The sequence below is a fragment of the Sphingomonas sp. CCH21-G11 genome, from assembly GCF_001555965.1.
Taxonomy (GTDB): domain Bacteria; phylum Pseudomonadota; class Alphaproteobacteria; order Sphingomonadales; family Sphingomonadaceae; genus Sphingomonas.
In genome coordinates, this window is sequence record NZ_LSHX01000035.1 from 45,360 (window position 1) to 65,502 (window position 20,143).

Consider the following 20,143-nt stretch of genomic DNA (forward strand, 5'->3'; position numbering starts at 1 on the left):
TGTCGCCTTGCCCTAAATTGCGGATCGGCGGCATGAATCATGGCGCGGCCCCGCGGTGATTGCGTTCACACCAGCGTGATCGAATAATCCTGCGTCTCGCCCGCGCTGACCCGGACCTCGGTCACTTCCTTGCCATCGGCGCGCAGCTCCAGCAGCTGCCCGGCCAGATCGGCGAGCAGCCCGCGCTTCAGGATATTCTCGATATTGCGGGCACCGCTTTCGGTTTCGGTGCAGCGCTCGACCAGCTTGTCGAGCAGCGCGTCGTCCCAGCTGAAGCTGGCCCCGTAGCTGCCGATCACGCGCTTTTCGATCCGCTTCAGGCTGATCACCACGATCTCGCGCAGGATTTCGGGCCGCAGCGGGAAGAAGGGGACGGTGACGACACGGCCCAGAAACGCGGGCTTGAAATAATCGAGCAGGTCGGGGCGCAGCTGGGTCGCCAGCGCCTCGGGCTCGGGCAGCACCTCGACGTTGCGGCACAGTTCCTCGATCGTATCGGTGCCGGCGTTGGACGTCATGATGATCAGCGTGTTCTTGAAATCGATGTCACGGCCCTGGCCGTCCTTCAGCATCCCCTTGTCGAACACCTGATAGAACACGTCCTGAACGCCGGGATGCGCCTTTTCCATCTCGTCGAGCAGGATGACCGAATAGGGCTTGCGCCGGACGGCTTCGGTCAGCACGCCGCCTTCGCCATAGCCGACATAGCCGGGCGCGGCGCCGACGAGCGTGGAGACCTTATGCTCCTCCTTGAACTCGCTCATGTTGATCGTCGTGACGTTCTGCTCGCCACCATAAAGCAGCTCGGCGAGCGCCAGCGCGGTTTCGGTCTTGCCGACGCCTGACGTGCCGCAGAACAGGAAGACGCCGATCGGCTTGCGCGGATCGGCCAGGCCCGCGCGCGCGGTGCGCACGGTCTGCGCGATCATGTCGAGCGCATAGTCCTGGCCCTTGATCCGGTTGGCGAGCTGGTCCTTGACGGTCAGCACCGAACGGATTTCATCGCCGCCCATCCGGCCGACCGGAATGCCGGTCCACCCGGCCAGCACTTCGGCGACGACCTGGCGATCGACGACGTCATAGACCACCGGATGCTCGCCCTGCAGCGCGCGCAGCTTCGCCTGCGCCTCGCGCAGCTCGCCGACCTTTGCGTCATAATCGGCTGCGTCGGCCGCCATGCCGTCCAGCGCGACGCGCAGGTCGCCGACCGCCTTCACCGCCGCCAGTTCTTCCTGCCAGCGCGCCGATGCGGTCTCCTTCGCCGCCTCCAGCTCGCCCTTGCGCGCGGCGGCCGCCTCCAGCTTCTTGGCGACATCCACGCCCGAACGGCCCTCGCGCTCGAGCATCCGCACTTCGGACGCGAGCAGGCCAAGCTGGCGTTCCAGATCCTCGACCGACGGCGGCGTCGCCGCCTGGCTGATGCCGACCCGCGCGCACGCCGTGTCGAGCAGCGAGATCGCCTTGTCGGGCAATTGCCGCCCGGCGATGTAGCGGTGCGACAGGCCCGAAGCCGCCTCCAGCGCTTCGCCGAGAATGCGGACATTGTGGTGTTTTTCGAGCACCGGCACGAGCCCGCGCAGCATGGCGACGGCCAGGTCCTCCGACGGCTCCTCGACCTTCACCACCTGGAAACGGCGGGTGAGCGCGGGGTCCTTCTCGAAATATTTCTTGTATTCGGCCCAGGTCGTCGCCGCGATGGTGCGCATCTCGCCGCGGGCGAGCGCGGGCTTGAGCAGGTTGGCGGCGTCGTTCTGGCCCTCCGCGCCGCCCGCACCGATCAGCGTGTGCGCCTCGTCGATGAACATGATGATCGGGGTGGGGGAGCCCTTCACCTCGTCGATCACCGATTTCAGCCGGTTCTCGAACTCGCCCTTGATCCCCGCGCCGGCCTGGAGCAGGCCAAGATCGAGCGACAGCAGGCGCACATTCTTGAGCGCGTCGGGAACGTCGCCCTGCGCGATGCGCAGCGCGAAACCCTCGACCACCGCGGTCTTGCCCACGCCCGCCTCGCCGGTCAGGATCGGGTTGTTCTGACGCCGCCGGGTCAGGATGTCGACGATCTGGCGGATTTCGGGGTCGCGGCCAAAGATCGGGTCGATCTTGCCCGCCTTCGCCTGCGCGGTCAGGTCGATACAGAACTTGTCGAGCGACGCGGTGCCGCGCGATGCCGGGGCACCGCCCGCACCCGTCGCCGCCCCGCCGTCGCCCGCAGGGGCGGAGGACAGGTCCGCCGCCATCTTCGCTTCTTCGGACGCCGACGCGATCTGCGTCATCGTCGTGCGCAGCGTTTCCGAGGGCAGCTTGGCGAAATGCGTGCTCATCTGGCGCGCGATCACCGCCAGGTCGTCCGCATCCAGCAGCGCCATCAGCAGATGGCCCGAGCGAATCACCCCCGAGCCATGATCGAGCGACGCGAGCAGCCATGCCTCTCGGATCAGCTTGATGATGTTGGGGGCAAGGCCGGGCGCGCGGCCATTGCCGGTCTTAAACCCGTCGATCGCGCGGTTGATGTCCTGGGTCAGCCGGCCGGCATCGACCTGGAAATGATTGAGAATGACGGCGACGTCGGAGGTTTGCCGGTCGATCAGGCGCAGCAGCCAATGCTCGATCTCGACATCGTAATTGGTGCGAGACAGCGCAAGTCCGGCGGCGCCCTCCAATGTGGAGCGACAGGTGTCGTCCAGCTTGCCGACCAGGCTCTTCAGATTGACCTGCGCCACATGCCCCCCTCTGCAACATGCCGAAATCAATGTATTTTCGCGCGGGCTGCGGCGATGCCGCCCGACCGGATCCCGGGGATGGAAGCGATGCGACTCGAGCCCGCATTTTTCGATGCCGCCCCGCCCGCGCCACCGTCCCCTCGGCGCGCCGTCGGTCTAGCCCAGCGCGCCGGGCCCCACAACGTTAATTTAGCGCAACCATGCGTTCGCCTGTCTCGCCGACGACGGTTGCCGGCGGCGTGCGGCCCGGACCGTCGCGGCCAATCGCGGTGCGGTCGACCGGAATGACGCAATCGGCCAGAATGCCGGCGTCCGGACCCGGCGAGCCGAGCCAGCCGGTCCAGCCGAGCAGCGCGGGCGTCGCCGCGTCGCCCAGCCGCAGGGGCGGGATGTCGGCGGCATCGATCAGCATGCGGATCACCGGCTGGTGTTCCATGCCGGCGGCGAGCATGCAGGCTTCCCCGACGATCGCGCGCTGGCCCGACTCCGCGCAGAAGCGGATCAACGTCGCGTGATCGACCGGGCCGATCTCGACCGCATAATGATGCTGGACGTCGAGCACTGCCGCACCGATGATCGCGGCATCGTCGCTGCCCATCCCGGTTTGCGGGTCGATGCCGCCCAGCCGCGCGAACTGGCCGCCGCCGCCGGCACGGGTGCCGCCCAGCCGGCTTTGCTCCGTGGGCGGCAGCGCCAGCCAGGCCGGTTCCGCCTCGGCAATCCGCAGCGGCAGTCCGGTCAGCTGGCGCAGCACCGTCTCGACGCTAGCCGCGCTGCGCCGCGCATCGCCCAGATGCCCGGCCAGCGGCACCAGCGCCGCGTCCTCGACCACCAGCCGGGTCATGCTGCCGGGCGTCGCGAGGCCCGCCAGCGCGAGCACCGCGCGCGACGCGGGATCGTCGCCGGGCCGAGCCTCGCGCTCGAAGCTCACCAGCCAGTGATGCTTGCGGAAGACCCGATAGAAGAAGGACAGTGCGCGGTGATCGAACAGGTTCAGGAAGGCGGCGAACGCGACGTCGCGCATCCGCCGGCGTTGAAGCTGCAGCTCGCTATAGACCGGGGGCAGGGCGGGGGCCGCGCCCGCCAGGCCCAGGACGTTGGCGGTGACGTGCGGCTGGCCGTCGACCTCGCCGATCGCGGCGATGTCGCTGGCGGTCAGCGCCATCCGGTCGGACGCAACGAAACGCAGCGGTTCCTCGCCCGGGGGCGTGTCGCTGCCGATTTCGACCGTGCGTCCGCCGCGCCGTGCCGCCAGTTCGATGACACGCGCGGCCTGGGCAAGCACAAGCGCCGCGGTCCGGCGCGACAATAGCTCGACGACGGTCATATCAGCGGACGGTCGCCGACCCGCGTCGGCCAGGTCTTCCACAACGCCGCCTCGCGCCGCAGCTTGGCGGAGACGCGCACGAAGCTGTTGAGCGCACATGCGCTCGCCAGGAAGCGTTCGATGATGCTGCACAGCAAAAAGCTGCCCGATCCCGACAGCCGGTCGTCCTCGACCTCGATCGTGACGTCGACCCCCGCGCACATGGCGGTGTGCCCCTTCAGCCGCATGCGTGCGACGCCGGGCGCGGCCGTCACCCCGACCAGCCGTTCGCGCAGGTGCACCGTTTCGGGCGTGTCGCCGATGTCGTAGAGCGCCAGCACCTCGCGCAGCGCCAGCGCGCCCGCGCTGCCGCCGACCAGGCTCAGATGATTGAGCGAAAGCTGGCCGACCAGTTTCCAGATCGCGGCGCGCCGCCGGGCCGGTCGTCGTGTCGGCGTCGGCTTGGTCAGCGCCTCGACCCCCGCCAGCCCCGCGATCGTTCCGTCGATCTCCAGCTCCGGTCGCCCGCCGCCGAAGGGCAGCCGCGCCGGCAGGTCGCGGTTGGTGGCCAGGATGCGCGGGTGCAGCACGGTCGCATCATCGCGCAGCAAGCGCCCCTCCAGATCGGCGACCGCGACGAACACATCGTCGCCGCCACCCGGCCCGAAGCTCGACCGGCGCGCCAGCGCGTGGAACATCCGGCCCAGCCGCGGCGATCCACGATCGACCGAATGGAGCGGCGGTGCCGAGAACCGCTCGCCGCTCTGGTCCTGCAGAACCATGTCGACGACCGAATGCACCTCGATCGCGTCCTCGCGCCGGGCGTCGGGCACGATGCGATATTCGATGCTGCTATGGTCGAGCTGGATGGGCTCGGCATCCATCTCGAACAAATTGATCGCGGGGCAGGCGAACAGATCGAAATCGTCGGCGCGCACCACGCGCTCAAGCTCGGACGACAGCTTGTCGAAGTAGAAGAACAGCTCGAGCCGGTCGCCTGCGATGTCGAGCGTGCGCGCGGCCAGCCCGCTCACCTCGACGAACAGATGCTTTTGCGGATAGGCGAAGAATTCCTGCAGCACCGCATAGGCACCCCGCGCAACCTGGGTCTGGGGCAGCAGCAGCTCGTCGTCGCCAAAGCCGCGCAGCCTGAGCGCGTCCGGCGGGAGCAGCACCGCGCGCGGATCCTGTGGACTGGTGCCCACCCCGATGCCCACCAGGTTCGATCCGAACTGTTCGATCAGGATCTGCGCGCGCCGCGCATCGCTCTTGATGAACAGGCGCAGCGTGTCGATGCCCAGCCCGGCCAGATCAACCTCGGGCTTGGTCGTCGCCAGCGTCAGGCGCAGCACGCCCTTGGCGGCATGGAGTCCCAGCGCGGGCGCGTCGAGCGGCGGACCGCCCATCGCGGCGGCATGGACGCGGATGGGCAGCAGCTGGGTGTCGTGGCACAGGCGATAGCGGCACCGCTGGCCGTCGACCGGTTCGGCCGACACCATCGTGCCCGCCGGGACCGTCACCGGCTTGTCCAGCCCATCCTCAGCGATCAGCCGCGCCACCATGAACGACGGCACCGGCTGGATCAGATGCGGATAGAGCGTCATCAGCATCGCGTCGGACAGCTCGGGAAACTCGTCGTCGATCTTGTGGCGCAGCCGTGCGTTCATGAACGCGACCGCCTCGATCAGCCGGCCGATATGCGGGTCCTCGATCGCGTCGCGGGTCAGGCGCAGCCGCGATGCGATCTTCGGATGCGCCTCGGCGAACGCACCGGCATTGCTGCGCAGGAAGGTCAGCTCGCGCTGATAATATTCGATCAGGTCGTCGATCATCTGGGTCAGTCCGGCATTTCGACCGCGATCGAGCGGTCGCTCGGCCGCACGCTGGCGTCATAGACCACCGCCTCGCGTGCGCGGGCGAGGTTGAGGATCGCGGTGATGCGAAAGCGGATGCCGCGCGAGGTCGGCGCGCCGTCGACCTCGACCTCGACCTCGCTCAGCCGCGGTTCGTGGGTGCGGATGGTCTGCGCGATCATGCGCCGCACGCGCTCGCGCACCCCGGCGGCGGCGAAATCCTCGGTGCTGATGTCGGGCAGGCCGAAGCCGATGATCGTCGCGAGCAGCGTCTCGTCGCCGTTCACCGCGGCGATATGCGGACGGCGGCTGTTGAGCAGCCCTTCCAAGTCGCGACGCAGCCCCAGCCGATAGCGTTCGAGCAGCTGGTCGTCGCCCAGCATCGGTTCCTGGCGCAGTTCGGGCTCGTCGTCGATCAGGCGGTCGATCAGCGACAGGGGAATTTCGCCCGCCATCACGCGGCCGCCTCGCGCCCGATGATCGTGGTCAGGCGAAACTCCGATGCAATCTGGTCCAGCTGGTAATGCGGCCGGATCGCGATCTCGCAGCCATAGCTTCCCGGCTTCTCGGGCATCTCGCTGACGATCACGCGCGCCTCGCGCAGCGGGTAGCGCACGCGCATCTCCGGGCTCGCATCGTCGTTGCCGGTGACATAGGTGTTGAGCCAGGTCTGCAGCAGGCGCTGGCATTCCTGGGCATCGGTATATTTGCCGACCCAGTCGCGCGCCATCACCTTCACATAATGGGCGAAACGGCACACGCACAGGATGTAGTTGAGCATCGCGCTCATCTTCGCGTTCATCCGCGCGGCTTCGCTGTCATAGTCGGTCGGGCGGTGCAGGCTCGGCAGGTTGAGGAAAGCGGTCAGGCCGGTCAGGTGGATCTGGCGCAGCGCGATGACGCCCAGTTCGTTGAGCGCGACCTCCTGGTCCTCCGACACCGCATTCTCGACCGCGAAGCGCGCCACCACGCCGGTACGGTCGCTGGGCAGCAGCTGGCGGATCGGGCCGTCGACCGTGCCGCCTTCGCCGACCGGCACGGTGCCCCGGATCGCGGCGGGCCAGCGGTGTTGCGCCATCGCGCGGCACGCGACATGCGCGAGCGCGAACGCCCCGTTCATCCACAACAGGTCGCGTGGCCCGTCGGCGCGCTCGTCATAGACGAAGCCCAGCCGGGGAAAGTCGCGGCCGCGATAGAGCCGCCGGGCGAGCAGGCGCGGCGCGACCGCCGCCAGGAAGCGGCTGTCGGAACGCGCGCGCAGCCGCTCCCAGCGCGCATATTCGGGGTTGGCGAAGGTCGCGGACAATTCCTGACGCAGGTCGAGATCGGCAAACGCGTCGATGCCCATCATGCGCGGATCGACCCCGACGACCGTGGGGCAGAAGGCGGCGGCCGCCACCTCCGCCAGGCCCGACAGCGTCGCGACATCATCGGTGCGGTCGCGCTGGCCCAGCCGGTGCGACACCTGATGATCGACGATCATCATGCCATAGGGTTCGCCGCCCGGCGTGCCGAATTCGTTGCTGTAGATGCGGTCGAACAGCACGCTCTGGTCGAACGACATGGCGCGTTCCAGGTCGCGGGCCACCTCGCCCCAGCGGACGTCGAGGATGCGGACCTTGACCTGCGCGTCCGCGATGCCGTGGACCAGCCAGTGCGTCCCGCGCCATAGCGCCTCGATCCGCTGCAGCTCGGGGTGGTGCAGGATCGCGTCGAGCTGGCGCGACAGCAGTGCGTCGATGCCGGCCAGGACGCGTGCCCCGCGTGCGCGCAGCCCCGGCGCGGTTCGCGGCGCGCCGTCGGCCCGCCATGCCGCGCCGGTCGTGGCTGCGGCGGGCAGGCCGAACAGCCCGGGCGCGGCGGACGACGCGACGGCATCGCCATCCGCCGTCCGCGCGCGCGCATCGGTTGCCGCGTCCATCGCCGATTGGCCCTCCGGTTCCAGCGGGATCGGCACGCGCGCGGCGTCCGAAGCGCCGATCAGCTCGCCTTCGGAATCCGCGCGACCAGCCGCATCGAGGTGGTGAGTTCCTCAAACTGCAGCCAGGGGCGCAGATGCGCGACGGCGGTGTAGGAACCCGGCGCGCCCTCGACTTCGCGCACCTCGACCCGGGCTTCGCGCAGCGGGTATTTCGCGCGCGATTCCTGGCCGGCACCCTCGGTCGCGTTGACATAGTTCGAGATCCAGCGGTTGAGCCAGGTCTCGGTGTCCTTCGCTTCCATGAACGACCCGATCTTGTCGCGCGCCATCACCTTCAGATAATGGGCGAAGCGGCTCGTCGCCATGATGTAGGGCAGGCGGGCGGAGATCGCCGCGTTGGCAGTCGCCTCCGGCCGGTCGTACTTCTTGGGCCGCTGCGTCGTCTGCGCGCCGAAGAAGACCGAATAGTCGGTGTTCTTGTAGTGGCAGAGCGGCAGGAAGCCGAGGTCGGAAAGTTCCTTTTCGCGGCGGTCCGTGATGCCGATTTCGGTCGGGCACTTGGCGTCCAGGTCACCGTCGTCCGACTGGAAGACATGGGTCGGCAGGTTGGTGACCTTGCCGCCGCCCTCCGCGCCGCGGATCGCCGTCGTCCAGCCATATTCGGCATGCGCCGCGGTCATGCGCGCGGCCAGCGCATAGGCCGCGTTCATCCAGCAATAATCGTCGTGATCCATCGCCTTGGGATTGCCCGCATCGTCCTTGGGCGCTTCCTCGTACGCGAACGCCTCGACCGGCTTGGTGTCCTTGCCATAGGGCAGGCGGGCCAGCACCTTGGGCATGGTCAGCGTGACGAAGCGCGAATCCTCGGTGTTCCGGAAGCTGTTCCACTTCATGTAATCGGCGGTTTCGAACAGCTGCTTCATGTCCATCGGGTTCGACAGCTCGGTAAAGCTGTCCATGCCGAACAGGTTGGCGTTCGCCGCCGACACGAACGGACAGAAGCCCGCCGCCGCCACGCTGGAGATATTGGTCAGCAGCTCGATGTCGTCGGGATGCTTGCCGAAATAATAATCGCCGATCAGCGTGCTGAACGGCGTGCCGCCCGCGGTGCCGAACTGCTCCTCATAGACCTTCTTGTAGAACTGGCTCTGGTCGAAATCGGTCGCCTTGGCGAGGTCGGCGGCCAGCTCCTTCTTGGTCACGTTCAGCATCTGGACCTTCAGGCCCTCGCCGATCTCGCTGTTCTTGACCAGATAGTTGAGCCCGCGCCAGCTGCCTTCCAGCGACTTGAACTTCTCGGCATGCATGATCGCGGCGAGCTGTTCGGAAATCTGCGCGTCGATCTTGGCGATCGCGTCGCGCAGCGTCACGGTCATGTTCTTCTGGAACTGGACGGTGCCGCTCATCGCCTCCGATGCCAGCGTGCGCATCAGTTGTTCGACGCGCTCGGGCTCGGTCTGCTTGGTGACGCTGATCGCCTGGTCGAGCAGGCTGGCGGGCGCGTCGGTCGTGGTGGTCGCGGCGGCGCCTGCGGCCTGGGTTTCGGTCTCGGCCATGTTACCCTTACTCCTTGGTGCTGCTGTCGTCGCCGAGCTGGTCGCGCAGGCTGCTCAGCTGCGATTCGTCGCGCAGGATCTGCTCGAGCAGGCTTTCGAGCTGCTCCGAACCGTCCGCCTTGGCCATCAGGTCGCGCAGCTGGTTGCGCGTCTCCATCAGCTTGCGGAGCGGTTCGACCTGCTCGACGATCTTGTCGGGCTCGAAATCGTCCATCGACCGGAACTTCAGGTTGACCTCGAATTCCTTGCCGTTCTTCTCGAGCGTGTTCTCGACCTTCAGCTTCACGGCGGGCTCGATGCGCGCCATGACCTGGTCGAACTTGTCCTTCTTCAGATCGACGAACTTGCGTTCCTTCAGGCTCTTCTTCGGCACCGCCGAGTCGCCCGAAAAGTCGCCCATGACGCCGACGACGAAGGGCAGTTCCTTGACTTCCTGCGCGCCCTCCGTCTCGACATCGTAGGTGATGTGGACGCGCGGCTTGCGCACGCGCTTCAGCTTGTCATGCACCGAGTCTGCCATAACGCTCTCCCCAAAGCCGCGCCGATGCGCGGAAGTTCAGACAAATTTCGTCGATGTGCCCCCGTCGTCGCCGTCGATCATCCCTCACCGGCGGGCGGCTTGATGCCGGAACGCCAGTAAAAGGTCTCGCGAACCGAGGCGTCGGGAATCAGCTCCGTCAACAACGCATCAAGACTTAAACGCGCGCGGCGGTCAACCTCGCGCAGCGAAGGCCCGAGCGGCGACAGCGGTTCGTACCGCTCGAAATAATCCGCAGCCGCGGCAATCGCGCGCAGCGCGTCGTCGCGCTGGGAAATGCGGCCGATCACCATCGGCCCGCCGGCGGTCGCCGTTGTGGCCGCCGCGCCGCCTTCGCCCGCCGCCGATGCGTCATCCGCCGGCGCATCGACCGGATCGTCGGGCAGCTTGGCGATCAGCGACTGCAGCCAGTCGGCCATGCCGCGCAATTCGTCGCTGACCCGCGACGCAGCGGGAAAGCGGGGTTTCGTCCGCTCGGAGACATAGGCGACGCCGCGCCGCCACGCGGCTTCGGCGGCGGCGACCTCGTCGGCGGAGCGCTGCAGCACGCGGCGCGGGATGCGCCGGGCCAGCGCTTCGATGGCGTCATAGGCCGCCTGCGCCTCCTGCTGGCGCTGCGCCTTCTGCTCGGGCGTGCCGTTCTGCGACGCGGCGAGCAGCGCATCGGCGCTGACCTTGTCCAGAAAGCGCAGCTGGTCGCCCGCATCGACCGCCAGGACCAGCCGGCGCAGCGGCTGGACGAGCGTGCCGTCCTTGTCGCCGCTGCCCCCGCTCAGCCCCGACAGCGGCTGAAAGCGCGCCTCGACGCCATCCTCCTCGTCCTCGACCGGATAAAGGCCGTTATCCCAATATTGCTCGATCAGGTCGGCCATCACCGCCATGCCGGCGGACAGGCCGAGCAGGCCGTCGACGCGCGTCGACGCCTCGACCAGCACGGCCATGGTTTCCAGGTCCTTGCTGTGCTCGGTCAGGTAATCGCGCGCGCTTTCCGCCAGCATGTCCCACGACCACGCGTCGCCGCCGTCGGCGTCCTCGCCCATGGCGGCGCGCTGTTCCTGACGAAAGATCGTCTTGCGCTGAAAGCGGATCTCGCGAAACAGCTCGCCGGCCGCGCCCTCGTCCTCGCGGCCGTCGATGCCGACGCCGTCGCCGATCGGGGCGAGCAACGCCGCACGGCTTTCCTCGTCGATGACCAATTTCGCTCTCCCCCCGTCCCGCGACCGAGCCTACAACGTGGTGCGGGCCGCTGCACCCCCTTTTTTGTTGGCGCGCGGTCCGGATTGCGCGATGTTGCGTCGTCGAAACCGACGCGGAGGGGCGGGGACACCGATGGGACAGCCGGCATCGCGACTGACCGACATGCACACCTGCCCGATGGTGACGGGGGTGGTGCCGCATGTCGGCGGCCCGATCGTCGCGCCGGGACTGCCGACCGTGCTAATCGGCAGCCTTCCCGCCGCGCGCGTCACCGATCAGTGCGTTTGCGTCGGCCCGCCCGACACGATCGTCAAAGGCAGCGCCACCGTGCTGACCGGTTCGCTGCCCCAGGCGCGGATCGGCGACCAGACCGCGCATGGCGGCGTCATCGTGCTCGGCTGCTTCACAGTGCTCGTCGGCGGCTGAGCACGCGTTCACGCAGGGGTTCGGCGGGATGCCGGACCCGGCCTATTGCCGCCTGAGCGCGGCGGCCGGGCGCACCGACAGCAGCGGGATCGATCCCGCCAGCCCGATGCCGAGCGTCAGGATCGCGCCCGCCGCCAGCGTGCCGAGCACGACCGGCCAGTCGGGCGCCCAGCCGAATTCGAACACCTGCGTCACGACATACCACGCCGCCGCCAGCCCGAGCGCCAGCGCGATCGCCGCGAGCAGGCCCGCGAGCAGCGCATATTCGATCGCCTGTGCGGCCAGGATCTGGCGCCGCGTCGCGCCCAGCGTCTTCAGGATGACGCTGTCATAGGCGCGCGCCTGGCGCGACGCCGCGATCGCGCCGACCAGCACCGCGATGCCCGCCAGGATCGCGACCGACGCCGACAGCAGGATCGCCGCCGACATCTGCTCGAGGATCGCGCTGACCTGCTTGATGACATCCCCGACCGCGATGATCGAAACCGAGGGAAACGCGCTCAGCACCGCGCGCGCGATCGCGCTCTCGCGCGCCTTGTCGGTGCTGATCGTCGCGGCCAGCGTGTGCGGCGCGGCCGCCAGCGTGTTGGGCGAGAAGACGAGCACATAGTTGAAGCCCATCGTGTCCCATCTGATCTCGCGCAGCGACGCGATCCGCGCCTCGATCTCGCGGCCCAGCACGCTGACGGTCAGCGTGTCGCCGACGCGCAAGTTCAGGACGCGCGCGGCCTGGGCGTCGATCGACACGAGCGGCGGCCCGGCATAATCGGCCGGCCACCATTTGCCCGCGACCAGCGTGCTCCCCTCCGGCAGCACGCTGCTATAGGTCACGCCGCGTTCGCCGCGCAGGAACCATGCGCCCTCGGGCAGTTCCTTCAGATCGGCGACGCGCGTGCCGGCATAGGCGGTGACGGTGCCGCGCAATGCCGGAACCAGGTTCAGCGTGGCATCGGGTGCGGCACGCGCCACCGTCTCGCGGAACGCCAGCTGGCGTGCGGACGGGATGTCGAGCACGAACTGGCTCGGCGCGCGGGCGGGCACGGTGCTGGCGATTTCGGCGCGCAGCGTCGTCTGGATCGCGGCCAGCGTGACGAACAGCGTGAGCGCGAGGCCGAGCGCAATCACCAGCGCGCCGGTCTGGGCACCGGGGCGGTGCAGGTTGGCGACGGCCAGCCGGATCAGCGGGCGCTTCGATCGCGGCAGTCGCGCCGCGACGAACCGTACGCCCCAACCGATGCCGAGCAGCAGGGCGAGCACGGCTGCGACCGCCGCCAGCACCACGCCCGCAAACACCGGATCGCGCGCAGTGCCGATCGCCAGCGCCAGGATGAGCGCAATGCCGCTCGCGACCAGCGCCACGGTCCGCCGGTCGATCCGCCGCGACGGGCTGATCCCGCCCCTGAATAGCGCGGCTGCGGGCAACAGCCGCGCGCGCGCCAGCGGGGGCAGCGCGAACACCCAGGCGACCAGGATACCGAACGCCGCGCTCGTCGCCAGCGGCAGCGGGTGAAGGGTGAAGCCCGGGCGGACCGGCAGCAGGTCGCCCGCCAGCGCGACGAGCAGCATCGGCAGCACCGCCCCGAACGCCAGCCCGGCGACGATCGCGATCGCCGCGACGGTGCCGATCTGCATCAGGTAGATGCGCGCGATGTCGCGCGATCCCGCGCCCAGCACCTTGAGCGTGGCGATGCTCGCGCGCTTGCCCGCAAGGTAGGAGCCGACGCCGTTCGACACGCCGATGCCCGCGATAACCAGCGCCGCCAGTCCGATCAGCCCGAGAAACTGGCCGAGCCGTTCGAAGAAGCGGCTGGCTCCCGGCGCGGCGCGGTCGCGGTCCTTGTATTCCCAGCCGGTGTCGGGAAAACGCGCCTTCAGCCGATCCACCACCGCGGCGGCCGAGGCGGTCCCGGGCAGGCGCAGGCGATATTTGCTCTCGTACAGCGCGCCCGGCAACAGCAGCTGCGCGCGGCGCAGTCCGTCGAGCGAGACGATCGCGACCGGGCCGAGCGTGAAGCCCTCGCCGACGCGGTCGGGTTCGCTGGCGATGATCGCGCGCACGCGATAGTCCGCCTCGCCCCAGCGCAGCCGGTCCCCGACGCCGACGCCCAGCCGGTCGGCCAGCGCCCGGTCGATCAGCACTTCGTCGGCGCGGGGCAGGGGGGCGGCGCTGCCCCCCTGCACGGTCAGCGTGCCGTAGAGCGGATAGGCGCCGTCGACGCCCTTGAGCTCGGTCAGCACCGCGGCATCGCCGCGGACGCTGCGCGCCATCGCACGGGTGCGGATCGTCTCGCTCAGCTGGCCCAGCCCGCGCAGCACGCGCCGTTCGGCCGCGCTCACTTCGCGTTGCGACATCGCGACCTCGACGTCGCCGCCCAGGATCACGCGGCCGCGCGACGAGATTTCGCCGGTGATCGCCGCGGTCAGGCTGCCGATCGTCGCCAGTGTCGCGGTGCCCAGGAACAGGCAGATCAGCAGCAGCCTGAGCCCGCGAAAGCCGGCGTTCAGATCGCGTCGGGCGATGCGCCAGCCTTGCGTCCAGCCGAGCGCGGCGTCGCGCGCGTCGCTCATGCGCGACGGTCGGCGACGATCGCGCCGTCGCGCATCTCGATGATGCGGCCGCACCGCGCCGCCAGCCCCGGATCGTGGGTGATGATCACCAATGTCGCGCCCGCCGCCGCCTGGCGCGCGAACAGCAGCTCGATGATGTCGGCCCCCGTCGCGGCGTCGAGATTGCCGGTGGGTTCGTCGGCGAACAGGATTTCGGGCTGGGGGGCGACCGCGCGGGCGATGGCGACGCGCTGCTGCTCGCCGCCCGAAAGCTGGGCGGGATAGTGGGTCAGGCGATGGCCCAGCCCGACCGCGCGCAGCTCGTCCGCCGCCCGGTCGAACGGATCGGCCAGCCCCGCCAGCTCCAGCGGCACCGCGACATTTTCGAGCGCGGTCATCGTCGGCAGCAAATGAAACGCCTGGAGCACGATGCCGACCCGGCCCCGCCGGGCGCGGGCCAGCGCATCCTCGTCCAGCGGCCCGAAATCGAGGCCGGCGATATGGACGCTGCCGCCGGTCGCGCGCTCCAGTCCCGACAGGATCGCCATCAGCGACGACTTGCCCGATCCCGACGGACCCAGGATCGCCAGGCTCTCGCCAGCCGCGACATCGAGGTCGATGCCCTTAAGGATCCGGGTCGCCGCCTCGCCGCCGCCGAGCGACAGGGTGACATTGCGCGCGCGAATGGCGATATCGGTCGTGACGGGGGGTGACAGCATGGGAAGAAAGGAAGCCCTTTGACGGCGAGAAACTGGCAATATGGCGTGGCGCTGCTCGCGCTCCAAGGGCTGGTCGCATGCTCGGGTGACGATGCGCCCGCTGATGCGCGCGTCAACGACACGGCAGCGGCATCGGCCGCGCCGTCGGCCGCCGCGCCGCTGCCCGCCGACGCGCCGCTGGTCGTGGCCTTCGGCGACAGCCTCTATGCCGGCTACGGCGTCGCGCAGAACGAGGCGTTTCCGGCCGAGCTGCAGCGCGCCCTGGCCGCTGCCGGCACCCCCGCCGATGTCCGAAATGCCGGCGTTTCGGGCGAAACCACCGCGGGCGGGCGCGAACGGCTCGCCTTCGTGCTCGACGGGCTGCCGCGCAAGCCCGACCTGGTGGTGCTGGGGCTGGGCGGCAATGACATGCTGCGCGGCCTGTCGCCCACCGAAACGCGCGCCAACCTGGCGGCTATGCTCGATGTGCTCAAGGCGCGCGACATCCCGGTGCTGCTGACCGGGATGCTTGCCGCACCCAATCTCGGCCGCGACTATGCCGATGCGTTCAACTCGATCTATCCCGAGCTGGCCAGGGAATATGACGCCGCGCTCTATCCGTTCTTCCTCGACGGTGTGGTGACCCGGCCCGAGCTGATGCAGGCGGATCGGCTGCATCCGACGCCGGAGGGGATCGACGCGATCGTCGGCAAGGTCGCGCCGCTGGTCGCGGAACGGCTGCGTGCCGAGGGCGGGTGATTTAGTGCTTTATTCGAGCATAGCACCCCGTTGGCATCTGCAGCGAATCAGTTCGACGGGGGGAATGATCGATGCTGCATCTGGCGAATGTCACGCATGTCTATGCGAACGGCACGCGGGCACTGAACGATGTGACGTCGAGCATCCCCAAGGGGATGTTCGGTCTGCTCGGCCCCAACGGCCCGTTGCCGTCAACACTAAACGCCGCCTGCTGATCGTCAACCTGACTACTGCCGACGTGGCCGACAGCGCCGGCGCGCACCAGTTCCTGGACGACACCCGAGATGCTGGTGGTGAGCACGGCATCCGCTTGCCGATTTTGCCTGTAATCGATTCCAACTGGTGCACAAAGCCAAATACTTCGGTGTCGCGATGAGCGGTAATTGCCGACAACAAACGCTTCCAGACAGAATTTGAGAAAAGTTTTACCAAGGAAGTTCTATGATAATCAGACATTCATCGGGCGCAGTAATCCCGCAAAGAATTTTATGCTCCTTTGCAATTACAGGGCTGCTCGCTAAGGCGAAAACGCTTATAAATGCGACGCATGACAGGAGCTTTTTACCAGAATAACGGTTTCTCATATTACCTCCATGTTCAATTGATTCTAATGCTGTTGAGCAGAGAAATTCCATTTCACATTTACCACCTAAATCTTTATATTTCTTGCTAGTTTTTTAAGAATCCAAACAGGTCTGTGTCAAACTTGTTGAAAAAATTGGTTACAACCTTTAGTCACGATGAGACTGTTTGCAAGGCAATATTGGACATGTGGAAAATACTAGCTAGAAGTAAAGGTAAATCCAAACCAAAAAAGAGTTCGGGTTTTATACTTATAATCGGCCTTATGTTCTCCTCTGTTCTTGACCCTGCCAACAAAGCAAGGGTGGAAGGCATCAGCCAAATGAAGCGGCGGCGTGTAGATTCGGGTAGAGAAAACGCCTAGTCACGTCTGCCTCTTTCGAAAAACTTTTCCCGTAGTTGACTAAGTCTCTTTGACTCGCGACCAGAAATCGCCCAGCCTAATAGCAGAATCCAGCCTATATTTGTCCAAATAAGTGCGACATTTAGAGCATATATTTCACGCCTGTTAGGGTGCCTGCGCGCCTTTGCCACTATTGAAGGTAAAGGAACAATCGCTGCAATAAGCACTAATGCGATTACCGCTATCTCGCCCGATAGAACATTCGTAATCATGTTACAGGTCTCATAGGAATGATTTTCTCGATAATCTTAGTTTCTGGATGTAATATAAGTTGCGAGTTATCAACCGAGCCAACCGAATCAAATGTTCTCGGTATGAAGTTTAACGAAAGCGAAAACTCATTCGGCTCGTGCTGGATGTGAAAATCTGTTCCTTTTGTTACAAATATCGCCTTACCCTGGGAGAGACTTAGAGCGTGCGTTGGTCTTAAAGTTAAACACTCGCCAACCGAACGACCATCCAACTCGGAAAGTGGAGCTTCATAGAACTGACTTCTATAACCACATCCAAGAATGCCCACAGTGAAAAAGTCAAAGGAGTGATTATGAAGCACATCAATCGAAAAGTAACGTCTCACACGATCTGAAACAACGGACCTTTTGTTGGACTTCGGTGGCCAGAAATTTAGCCGAGCGAGATAATGCCCGCCCATGTGTAGCAGATAGCACTGTGCGCCAATCATATTGGCCAATGACTCGCGCGCAACAGCCTGTTTCAGAAAATACGTTATGACCCGACCTGATCGGGCTAGACAGCTAATGTCAGTTAAGATCTGAATTTGATTCTTCCGATAACCATCGGCGAATAAAGTGTCCAACTCCTCCAAGCTTTGCCTGGTGATCCGCTCGTCGTCGCCGAGAACATATGGCAGAACACTGGGCATCGTCATTTTTGGAAAGACGCCAGAGTGTGCGCGGCTTTATCCCCCAATCCTCCACCACGAAGCCTCACCAGCTCAAGTAGCTGCACTGCTAGTTCGGGATCTTTAAGGGACCATGCCTCAGCCAACCGCCATAATCCTGTTACTGGCATCTGAGGGATTGTTGCAAGGCTCAAGGACGCTTGCCCGAGTTCCGCCAAATTTGACGTGTCCGTCATCATCTTAAGGGATTTAGCAGCGTGATAGGCGATTTCTGCTAGATAGTATAGACTTGTAGACTTCATCGATGAAAACGCCGAAAACAAGTACTTACCACTCTTAGTGGAGTAAGCATGGAAATAGGCCGATTCGACCTTCCCAAAAACAGTCATCCAGTACGAGCCATCGGCCGGGCTGTCGATTGAATAAAGTGTATCCATCGATGGTGGGCCCCACGGAATGAGGCATTCTAGAAAGACACTATTGAGACGAGTCGCCAGCAGCCTGCTTGCCCACAAAGGATCGCTCTGAAAAGATGTATGACAATCAAAAATCATTAGTTCTCTGGGTTTAGACTGAGTCAAGCTTATTATAAATTTAGGACCGATCTGACTGTAGGCGAGGGGCATCTTATTACAGCGGCGCGACAGAACCACAGATATCTCGTTGCTTTCGTAAAGAGCTAAACTAGTCTGCTCGCTAGTAATATCAACAAGAGACGACTCCTTATTCGTCCGGTCAATCCTTATTTGATCTTCCATAAAGTTAATGGAATCTCTGTAAAGACCGAAGTCAAACCTTCGACAAAACTCCTCTGGTAATGCAGAGGGTTCAACCTCGGTCCGCAGACTATCGATTAGTTCCTTAAACACCTTGACTCGTACTCACCTTAAACCACCGAGCCGTATCGGCTGGCAGAAGTATAAAAATTAGGGAATGAGCTCGGGATTGATAATCAAAGCAATTACAACGATGACTGCTACAACGCCGCACGGAGGTCCACCTACCTCAATTGCGCAACCACCAGGTACAACTTCCAAATCCAAAGATTCGAGCTGAAAAGCATTTACACTTGAAGCCATCATATTTCCCTTTCAAACTGCTATTAAACGTTCTTTGCATGGAATACACGAAGCCGTAACATGCGTTAGAATAGAACGGCTCATATGCGTTAGCGAAGCAATATTACGTAGTCAATCCAAGGGCTAGAGAATTGTGCCTCTGGAGAGTGGCAAATACCTGATTCTTGCTGCGAATAAGCGATCACTTGTCTGATTGCCCAGAAACCACTGGGCTCGATACGCTTCGAGGCCGGTTGGTAACTTGTTGCTAAGGGACTTTCAGTTTGTTCTGTCCGTGATGCACCATGCGAAAGGGGACCTAAGAGAACCGCAGACGGTGGGCTAGCATACGAAGCAGAGGGAACGGTTGCCGTTTAGTCTAACGGGCGGGGAGCGGGAGCGAGTCCCACCGCTGATGCCCGAGTCCCGGCCGACATGGGCTGCCTCGAGAGGTTGAGTTTGGCGAGGTGATCAACGCCGTGCGTTACCTGGTCCTCTGGGGCTGTAGCTTGCGGATGCTGCCGATCCTGGCCTTCTTTTCGGTCCAGTCGGCGCGCTATGCGGAAAAGACGGCGACGGCGGGGTCAGTCAAGCTCTCCGTCTTCCACCATCCCGAGCACGACTATAATGTCGACCGGATGCTGAAGGCGATGCAGCTGTCGCTCGGCTATTTTGAACAGGCGTTCGGCCCCTATCAGTTCGACTATGCCCGGATCATCGAGTTTCCCGCCTATGCGAGTTTCGCGCAGGCGTTCGCGGGCACCATCCCCTATTCGGAATCGCTGGGTTTCGCCGCCGACACGCGCAACCCCGACGATATCGACTATGTCACCTATGTCACCGCGCACGAGCTGGGCCACCAATATTGGGCGCACCAGTTGATCAGCGCGGAAATGCAGGGCGGCACGCTGCTGGTCGAAACCATGGCGCAATATTCGGCGCTGATGGTGATGAAAAAGCTCTATGGCGAGGACAAGATCCGCCGTTTCCTGAAATATGAGTTGGACAATTATCTGCGCTCGCGCGGCACCGAAGCGATCGAGGAACTGCCGCTCAACCGGGTCGAGAACCAGCCCTATATCCATTACCGCAAGGGTTCGGTGGTGATGTATCTGCTCCAGGACCGGCTGGGCGAGGCGCGGATGAACGCGATGCTGCGCGGGCTGCTCGACCGCTATCGTTTCAAGGGCGCGCCCTATGCGCGGTCGACCGACCTGGTCGATGGGCTGAAGTCACTCGCCCGCAATGACGAGGAGCGGCGGCTGGTCAGCGACCTGATGGAGCGGATCACCGTCTATGACCTCAAGGTCAAGCAGGCGAAGACGCGCGCGCTGGCGGGCGGTCAATATGAGACCGTGCTGACGGTGGAAGGCGGCAAGTTCGACGTCGACGGCAAGGGCGTCGAGCGCGCGGTGCCGCTCGAAAATCAGATCGACGTGGGCGTGTTCATGAAGCGTCCGGGGCTGGCCGCGTTCAGCCGCGCCGACGTGCTCGCGATGGAGCTTCGGCCGATCCGCACGGGCGTGCAGCAGGTGCGCGTGGTGACGCGCGGCAAGCCTGCCTTTGCCGGCGTCGACCCCTACAACAAATATGTCGACCGCAACTCGGACGACAATGTGGTGCCGGTGACGAGTTGACCGACTGACGCGCAGCGTACTTCCTCAAGATTGAACCTGACGCAATAGAGCCCCCTTCCCTTTAGGGGAGGGGTTGGGGT

General features: G+C 64.9%; 17 protein-coding genes and 1 pseudogene. 5 read left to right on the forward strand and 13 right to left on the reverse strand.

What is annotated here, in order from left to right; translation table 11 throughout:
• Window positions 1–65 precede the first annotated feature (65 nt).
• The 8 genes from tssH to AX676_RS10345 form a co-directional block, all read right to left on the reverse strand.
• Window positions 66–2,720, reverse strand: coding sequence for a type VI secretion system ATPase TssH (gene tssH / locus AX676_RS10310; RefSeq protein WP_066477517.1), 2,655 nt, complete (start codon window positions 2,718–2,720; stop codon window positions 66–68).
• A gap of 184 nt (window positions 2,721–2,904) precedes the next feature.
• Window positions 2,905–4,047 (reverse strand): type VI secretion system baseplate subunit TssG, encoded by a 1,143-nt coding sequence (gene tssG / locus AX676_RS10315; protein WP_066477519.1) that lies wholly within the window; start codon window positions 4,045–4,047, stop codon window positions 2,905–2,907.
• Entirely contained in the window at window positions 4,044–5,858 is a 1,815-nt protein-coding gene (tssF, locus tag AX676_RS10320; RefSeq protein ID WP_066477520.1) for a type VI secretion system baseplate subunit TssF, read from the reverse strand. The genes tssG and tssF overlap by 4 nt, the downstream gene beginning before the upstream one ends.
• 5 nt (window positions 5,859–5,863) lie before the next feature.
• On the reverse strand, window positions 5,864–6,334 hold the full coding sequence (gene tssE / locus AX676_RS10325) for a type VI secretion system baseplate subunit TssE (protein ID WP_066477522.1): 471 nt from the start codon (window positions 6,332–6,334) through the stop codon (window positions 5,864–5,866).
• Window positions 6,334–7,836, reverse strand: a complete 1,503-nt coding sequence (gene tssC / locus AX676_RS10330) for a type VI secretion system contractile sheath large subunit (protein WP_082730991.1) — start codon at window positions 7,834–7,836, stop codon at window positions 6,334–6,336. Before tssC (AX676_RS10330) ends, tssE begins: the two co-directional genes overlap by 1 nt.
• A 23-nt stretch (window positions 7,837–7,859) precedes the next feature.
• Window positions 7,860–9,356, reverse strand: a complete 1,497-nt coding sequence (gene tssC / locus AX676_RS10335) for a type VI secretion system contractile sheath large subunit (protein WP_066477524.1) — start codon at window positions 9,354–9,356, stop codon at window positions 7,860–7,862.
• Between the two features lie 7 nt (window positions 9,357–9,363).
• The gene (gene tssB / locus AX676_RS10340) at window positions 9,364–9,876 is read right to left on the reverse strand and encodes a type VI secretion system contractile sheath small subunit (protein WP_066477528.1); all 513 of its coding nucleotides are present in this window, start codon (window positions 9,874–9,876) and stop codon (window positions 9,364–9,366) included.
• A gap of 77 nt (window positions 9,877–9,953) precedes the next feature.
• Window positions 9,954–11,090 carry a type VI secretion system protein TssA gene (locus tag AX676_RS10345; RefSeq protein ID WP_066544268.1) on the reverse strand — a complete coding sequence of 379 codons (1,137 nt, stop codon included), beginning with the start codon at window positions 11,088–11,090 and terminating at the stop codon, window positions 9,954–9,956.
• A gap of 133 nt (window positions 11,091–11,223) precedes the next feature.
• Here AX676_RS10345 and AX676_RS10350 point away from each other — a divergent pair, with 133 nt between their 5' ends.
• Entirely contained in the window at window positions 11,224–11,517 is a 294-nt protein-coding gene (locus tag AX676_RS10350; protein ID WP_066550029.1) for a PAAR domain-containing protein, read from the forward strand.
• Window positions 11,518–11,559: 42 nt separating this feature from the next.
• On the opposite strand, the gene AX676_RS10355 is transcribed toward AX676_RS10350, so the two are convergent.
• The gene (locus AX676_RS10355) at window positions 11,560–14,085 is read right to left on the reverse strand and encodes an ABC transporter permease (RefSeq protein ID WP_066477539.1); all 2,526 of its coding nucleotides are present in this window, start codon (window positions 14,083–14,085) and stop codon (window positions 11,560–11,562) included.
• Window positions 14,082–14,783 carry an ABC transporter ATP-binding protein gene (locus tag AX676_RS10360; RefSeq protein ID WP_066477541.1) on the reverse strand — a complete coding sequence of 234 codons (702 nt, stop codon included), beginning with the start codon at window positions 14,781–14,783 and terminating at the stop codon, window positions 14,082–14,084. The genes AX676_RS10355 and AX676_RS10360 overlap by 4 nt, the downstream gene beginning before the upstream one ends.
• An 18-nt stretch (window positions 14,784–14,801) precedes the next feature.
• On the opposite strand from AX676_RS10360, the gene AX676_RS10365 reads away from it, so the two are divergent.
• A complete protein-coding gene (locus AX676_RS10365) occupies window positions 14,802–15,521 on the forward strand; it encodes an arylesterase (RefSeq protein ID WP_066477545.1) in 720 nt (239 codons plus the stop codon).
• Between the two features lie 71 nt (window positions 15,522–15,592).
• Entirely contained in the window at window positions 15,593–15,736 is a 144-nt protein-coding gene (locus AX676_RS17810; RefSeq protein ID WP_231726084.1) for a hypothetical protein, read from the forward strand.
• 727 nt (window positions 15,737–16,463) lie between these two features.
• Here AX676_RS17810 and AX676_RS18535 read toward each other — a convergent pair.
• From AX676_RS18535 to AX676_RS17820, 3 genes are read right to left on the reverse strand one after another with little or no spacing between them, the layout of a single operon-like run.
• Entirely contained in the window at window positions 16,464–16,718 is a 255-nt protein-coding gene (locus AX676_RS18535) for a superinfection immunity protein (protein WP_082730992.1), read from the reverse strand.
• Window positions 16,715–17,389 (reverse strand): hypothetical protein, encoded by a 675-nt coding sequence (locus AX676_RS17815; RefSeq protein ID WP_156437653.1) that lies wholly within the window; start codon window positions 17,387–17,389, stop codon window positions 16,715–16,717. Before AX676_RS17815 ends, AX676_RS18535 begins: the two co-directional genes overlap by 4 nt.
• A 2-nt stretch (window positions 17,390–17,391) precedes the next feature.
• Window positions 17,392–18,237: a hypothetical protein gene (locus AX676_RS17820; RefSeq protein ID WP_156437654.1), complete on the reverse strand. Its 846-nt coding sequence runs from the start codon at window positions 18,235–18,237 to the stop codon at window positions 17,392–17,394.
• Window positions 18,238–18,826: 589 nt separating this feature from the next.
• Here AX676_RS17820 and AX676_RS18540 point away from each other — a divergent pair.
• Both AX676_RS18540 and AX676_RS10375 read left to right on the forward strand, forming a co-directional pair.
• Window positions 18,827–18,953: pseudogene (locus AX676_RS18540) on the forward strand (IS5/IS1182 family transposase); the annotation flags it as partial.
• Window positions 18,954–19,076: 123 nt separating this feature from the next.
• Window positions 19,077–20,063, forward strand: a complete 987-nt coding sequence (locus AX676_RS10375; protein ID WP_443026104.1) for a M1 family aminopeptidase — start codon at window positions 19,077–19,079, stop codon at window positions 20,061–20,063.
• Window positions 20,064–20,143 lie beyond the last annotated feature (80 nt).

Excerpts from the sequence above, each read along its gene's own strand:
- tssF (WP_066477520.1), bottom strand. The coding sequence starts at position 5,858 with ATGATCGACGACCTGATCGAATATTATCAGCGCGAGCTGACCTTCCTG.
- AX676_RS10350 (WP_066550029.1), top strand. The coding sequence starts at position 11,224 with ATGGGACAGCCGGCATCGCGACTGACCGACATGCACACCTGCCCGATG.
- tssE (WP_066477522.1), bottom strand. The coding sequence starts at position 6,334 with ATGGCGGGCGAAATTCCCCTGTCGCTGATCGACCGCCTGATCGACGAC.
- tssG (WP_066477519.1), bottom strand. The coding sequence starts at position 4,047 with ATGACCGTCGTCGAGCTATTGTCGCGCCGGACCGCGGCGCTTGTGCTT.
- AX676_RS18535 (WP_082730992.1), bottom strand. The coding sequence starts at position 16,718 with ATGATTACGAATGTTCTATCGGGCGAGATAGCGGTAATCGCATTAGTG.
- tssC (WP_066477524.1), bottom strand. The coding sequence starts at position 9,356 with ATGGCCGAGACCGAAACCCAGGCCGCAGGCGCCGCCGCGACCACCACG.
- AX676_RS17815 (WP_156437653.1), bottom strand. The coding sequence starts at position 17,389 with ATGCCCAGTGTTCTGCCATATGTTCTCGGCGACGACGAGCGGATCACC.
- AX676_RS10375 (WP_443026104.1), top strand. The coding sequence starts at position 19,077 with ATGCAGCTGTCGCTCGGCTATTTTGAACAGGCGTTCGGCCCCTATCAG.
- AX676_RS10360 (WP_066477541.1), bottom strand. The coding sequence starts at position 14,783 with ATGCTGTCACCCCCCGTCACGACCGATATCGCCATTCGCGCGCGCAAT.
- AX676_RS10355 (WP_066477539.1), bottom strand. The coding sequence starts at position 14,085 with ATGAGCGACGCGCGCGACGCCGCGCTCGGCTGGACGCAAGGCTGGCGC.
- AX676_RS17810 (WP_231726084.1), top strand. The coding sequence starts at position 15,593 with ATGCTGCATCTGGCGAATGTCACGCATGTCTATGCGAACGGCACGCGG.
- tssB (WP_066477528.1), bottom strand. The coding sequence starts at position 9,876 with ATGGCAGACTCGGTGCATGACAAGCTGAAGCGCGTGCGCAAGCCGCGC.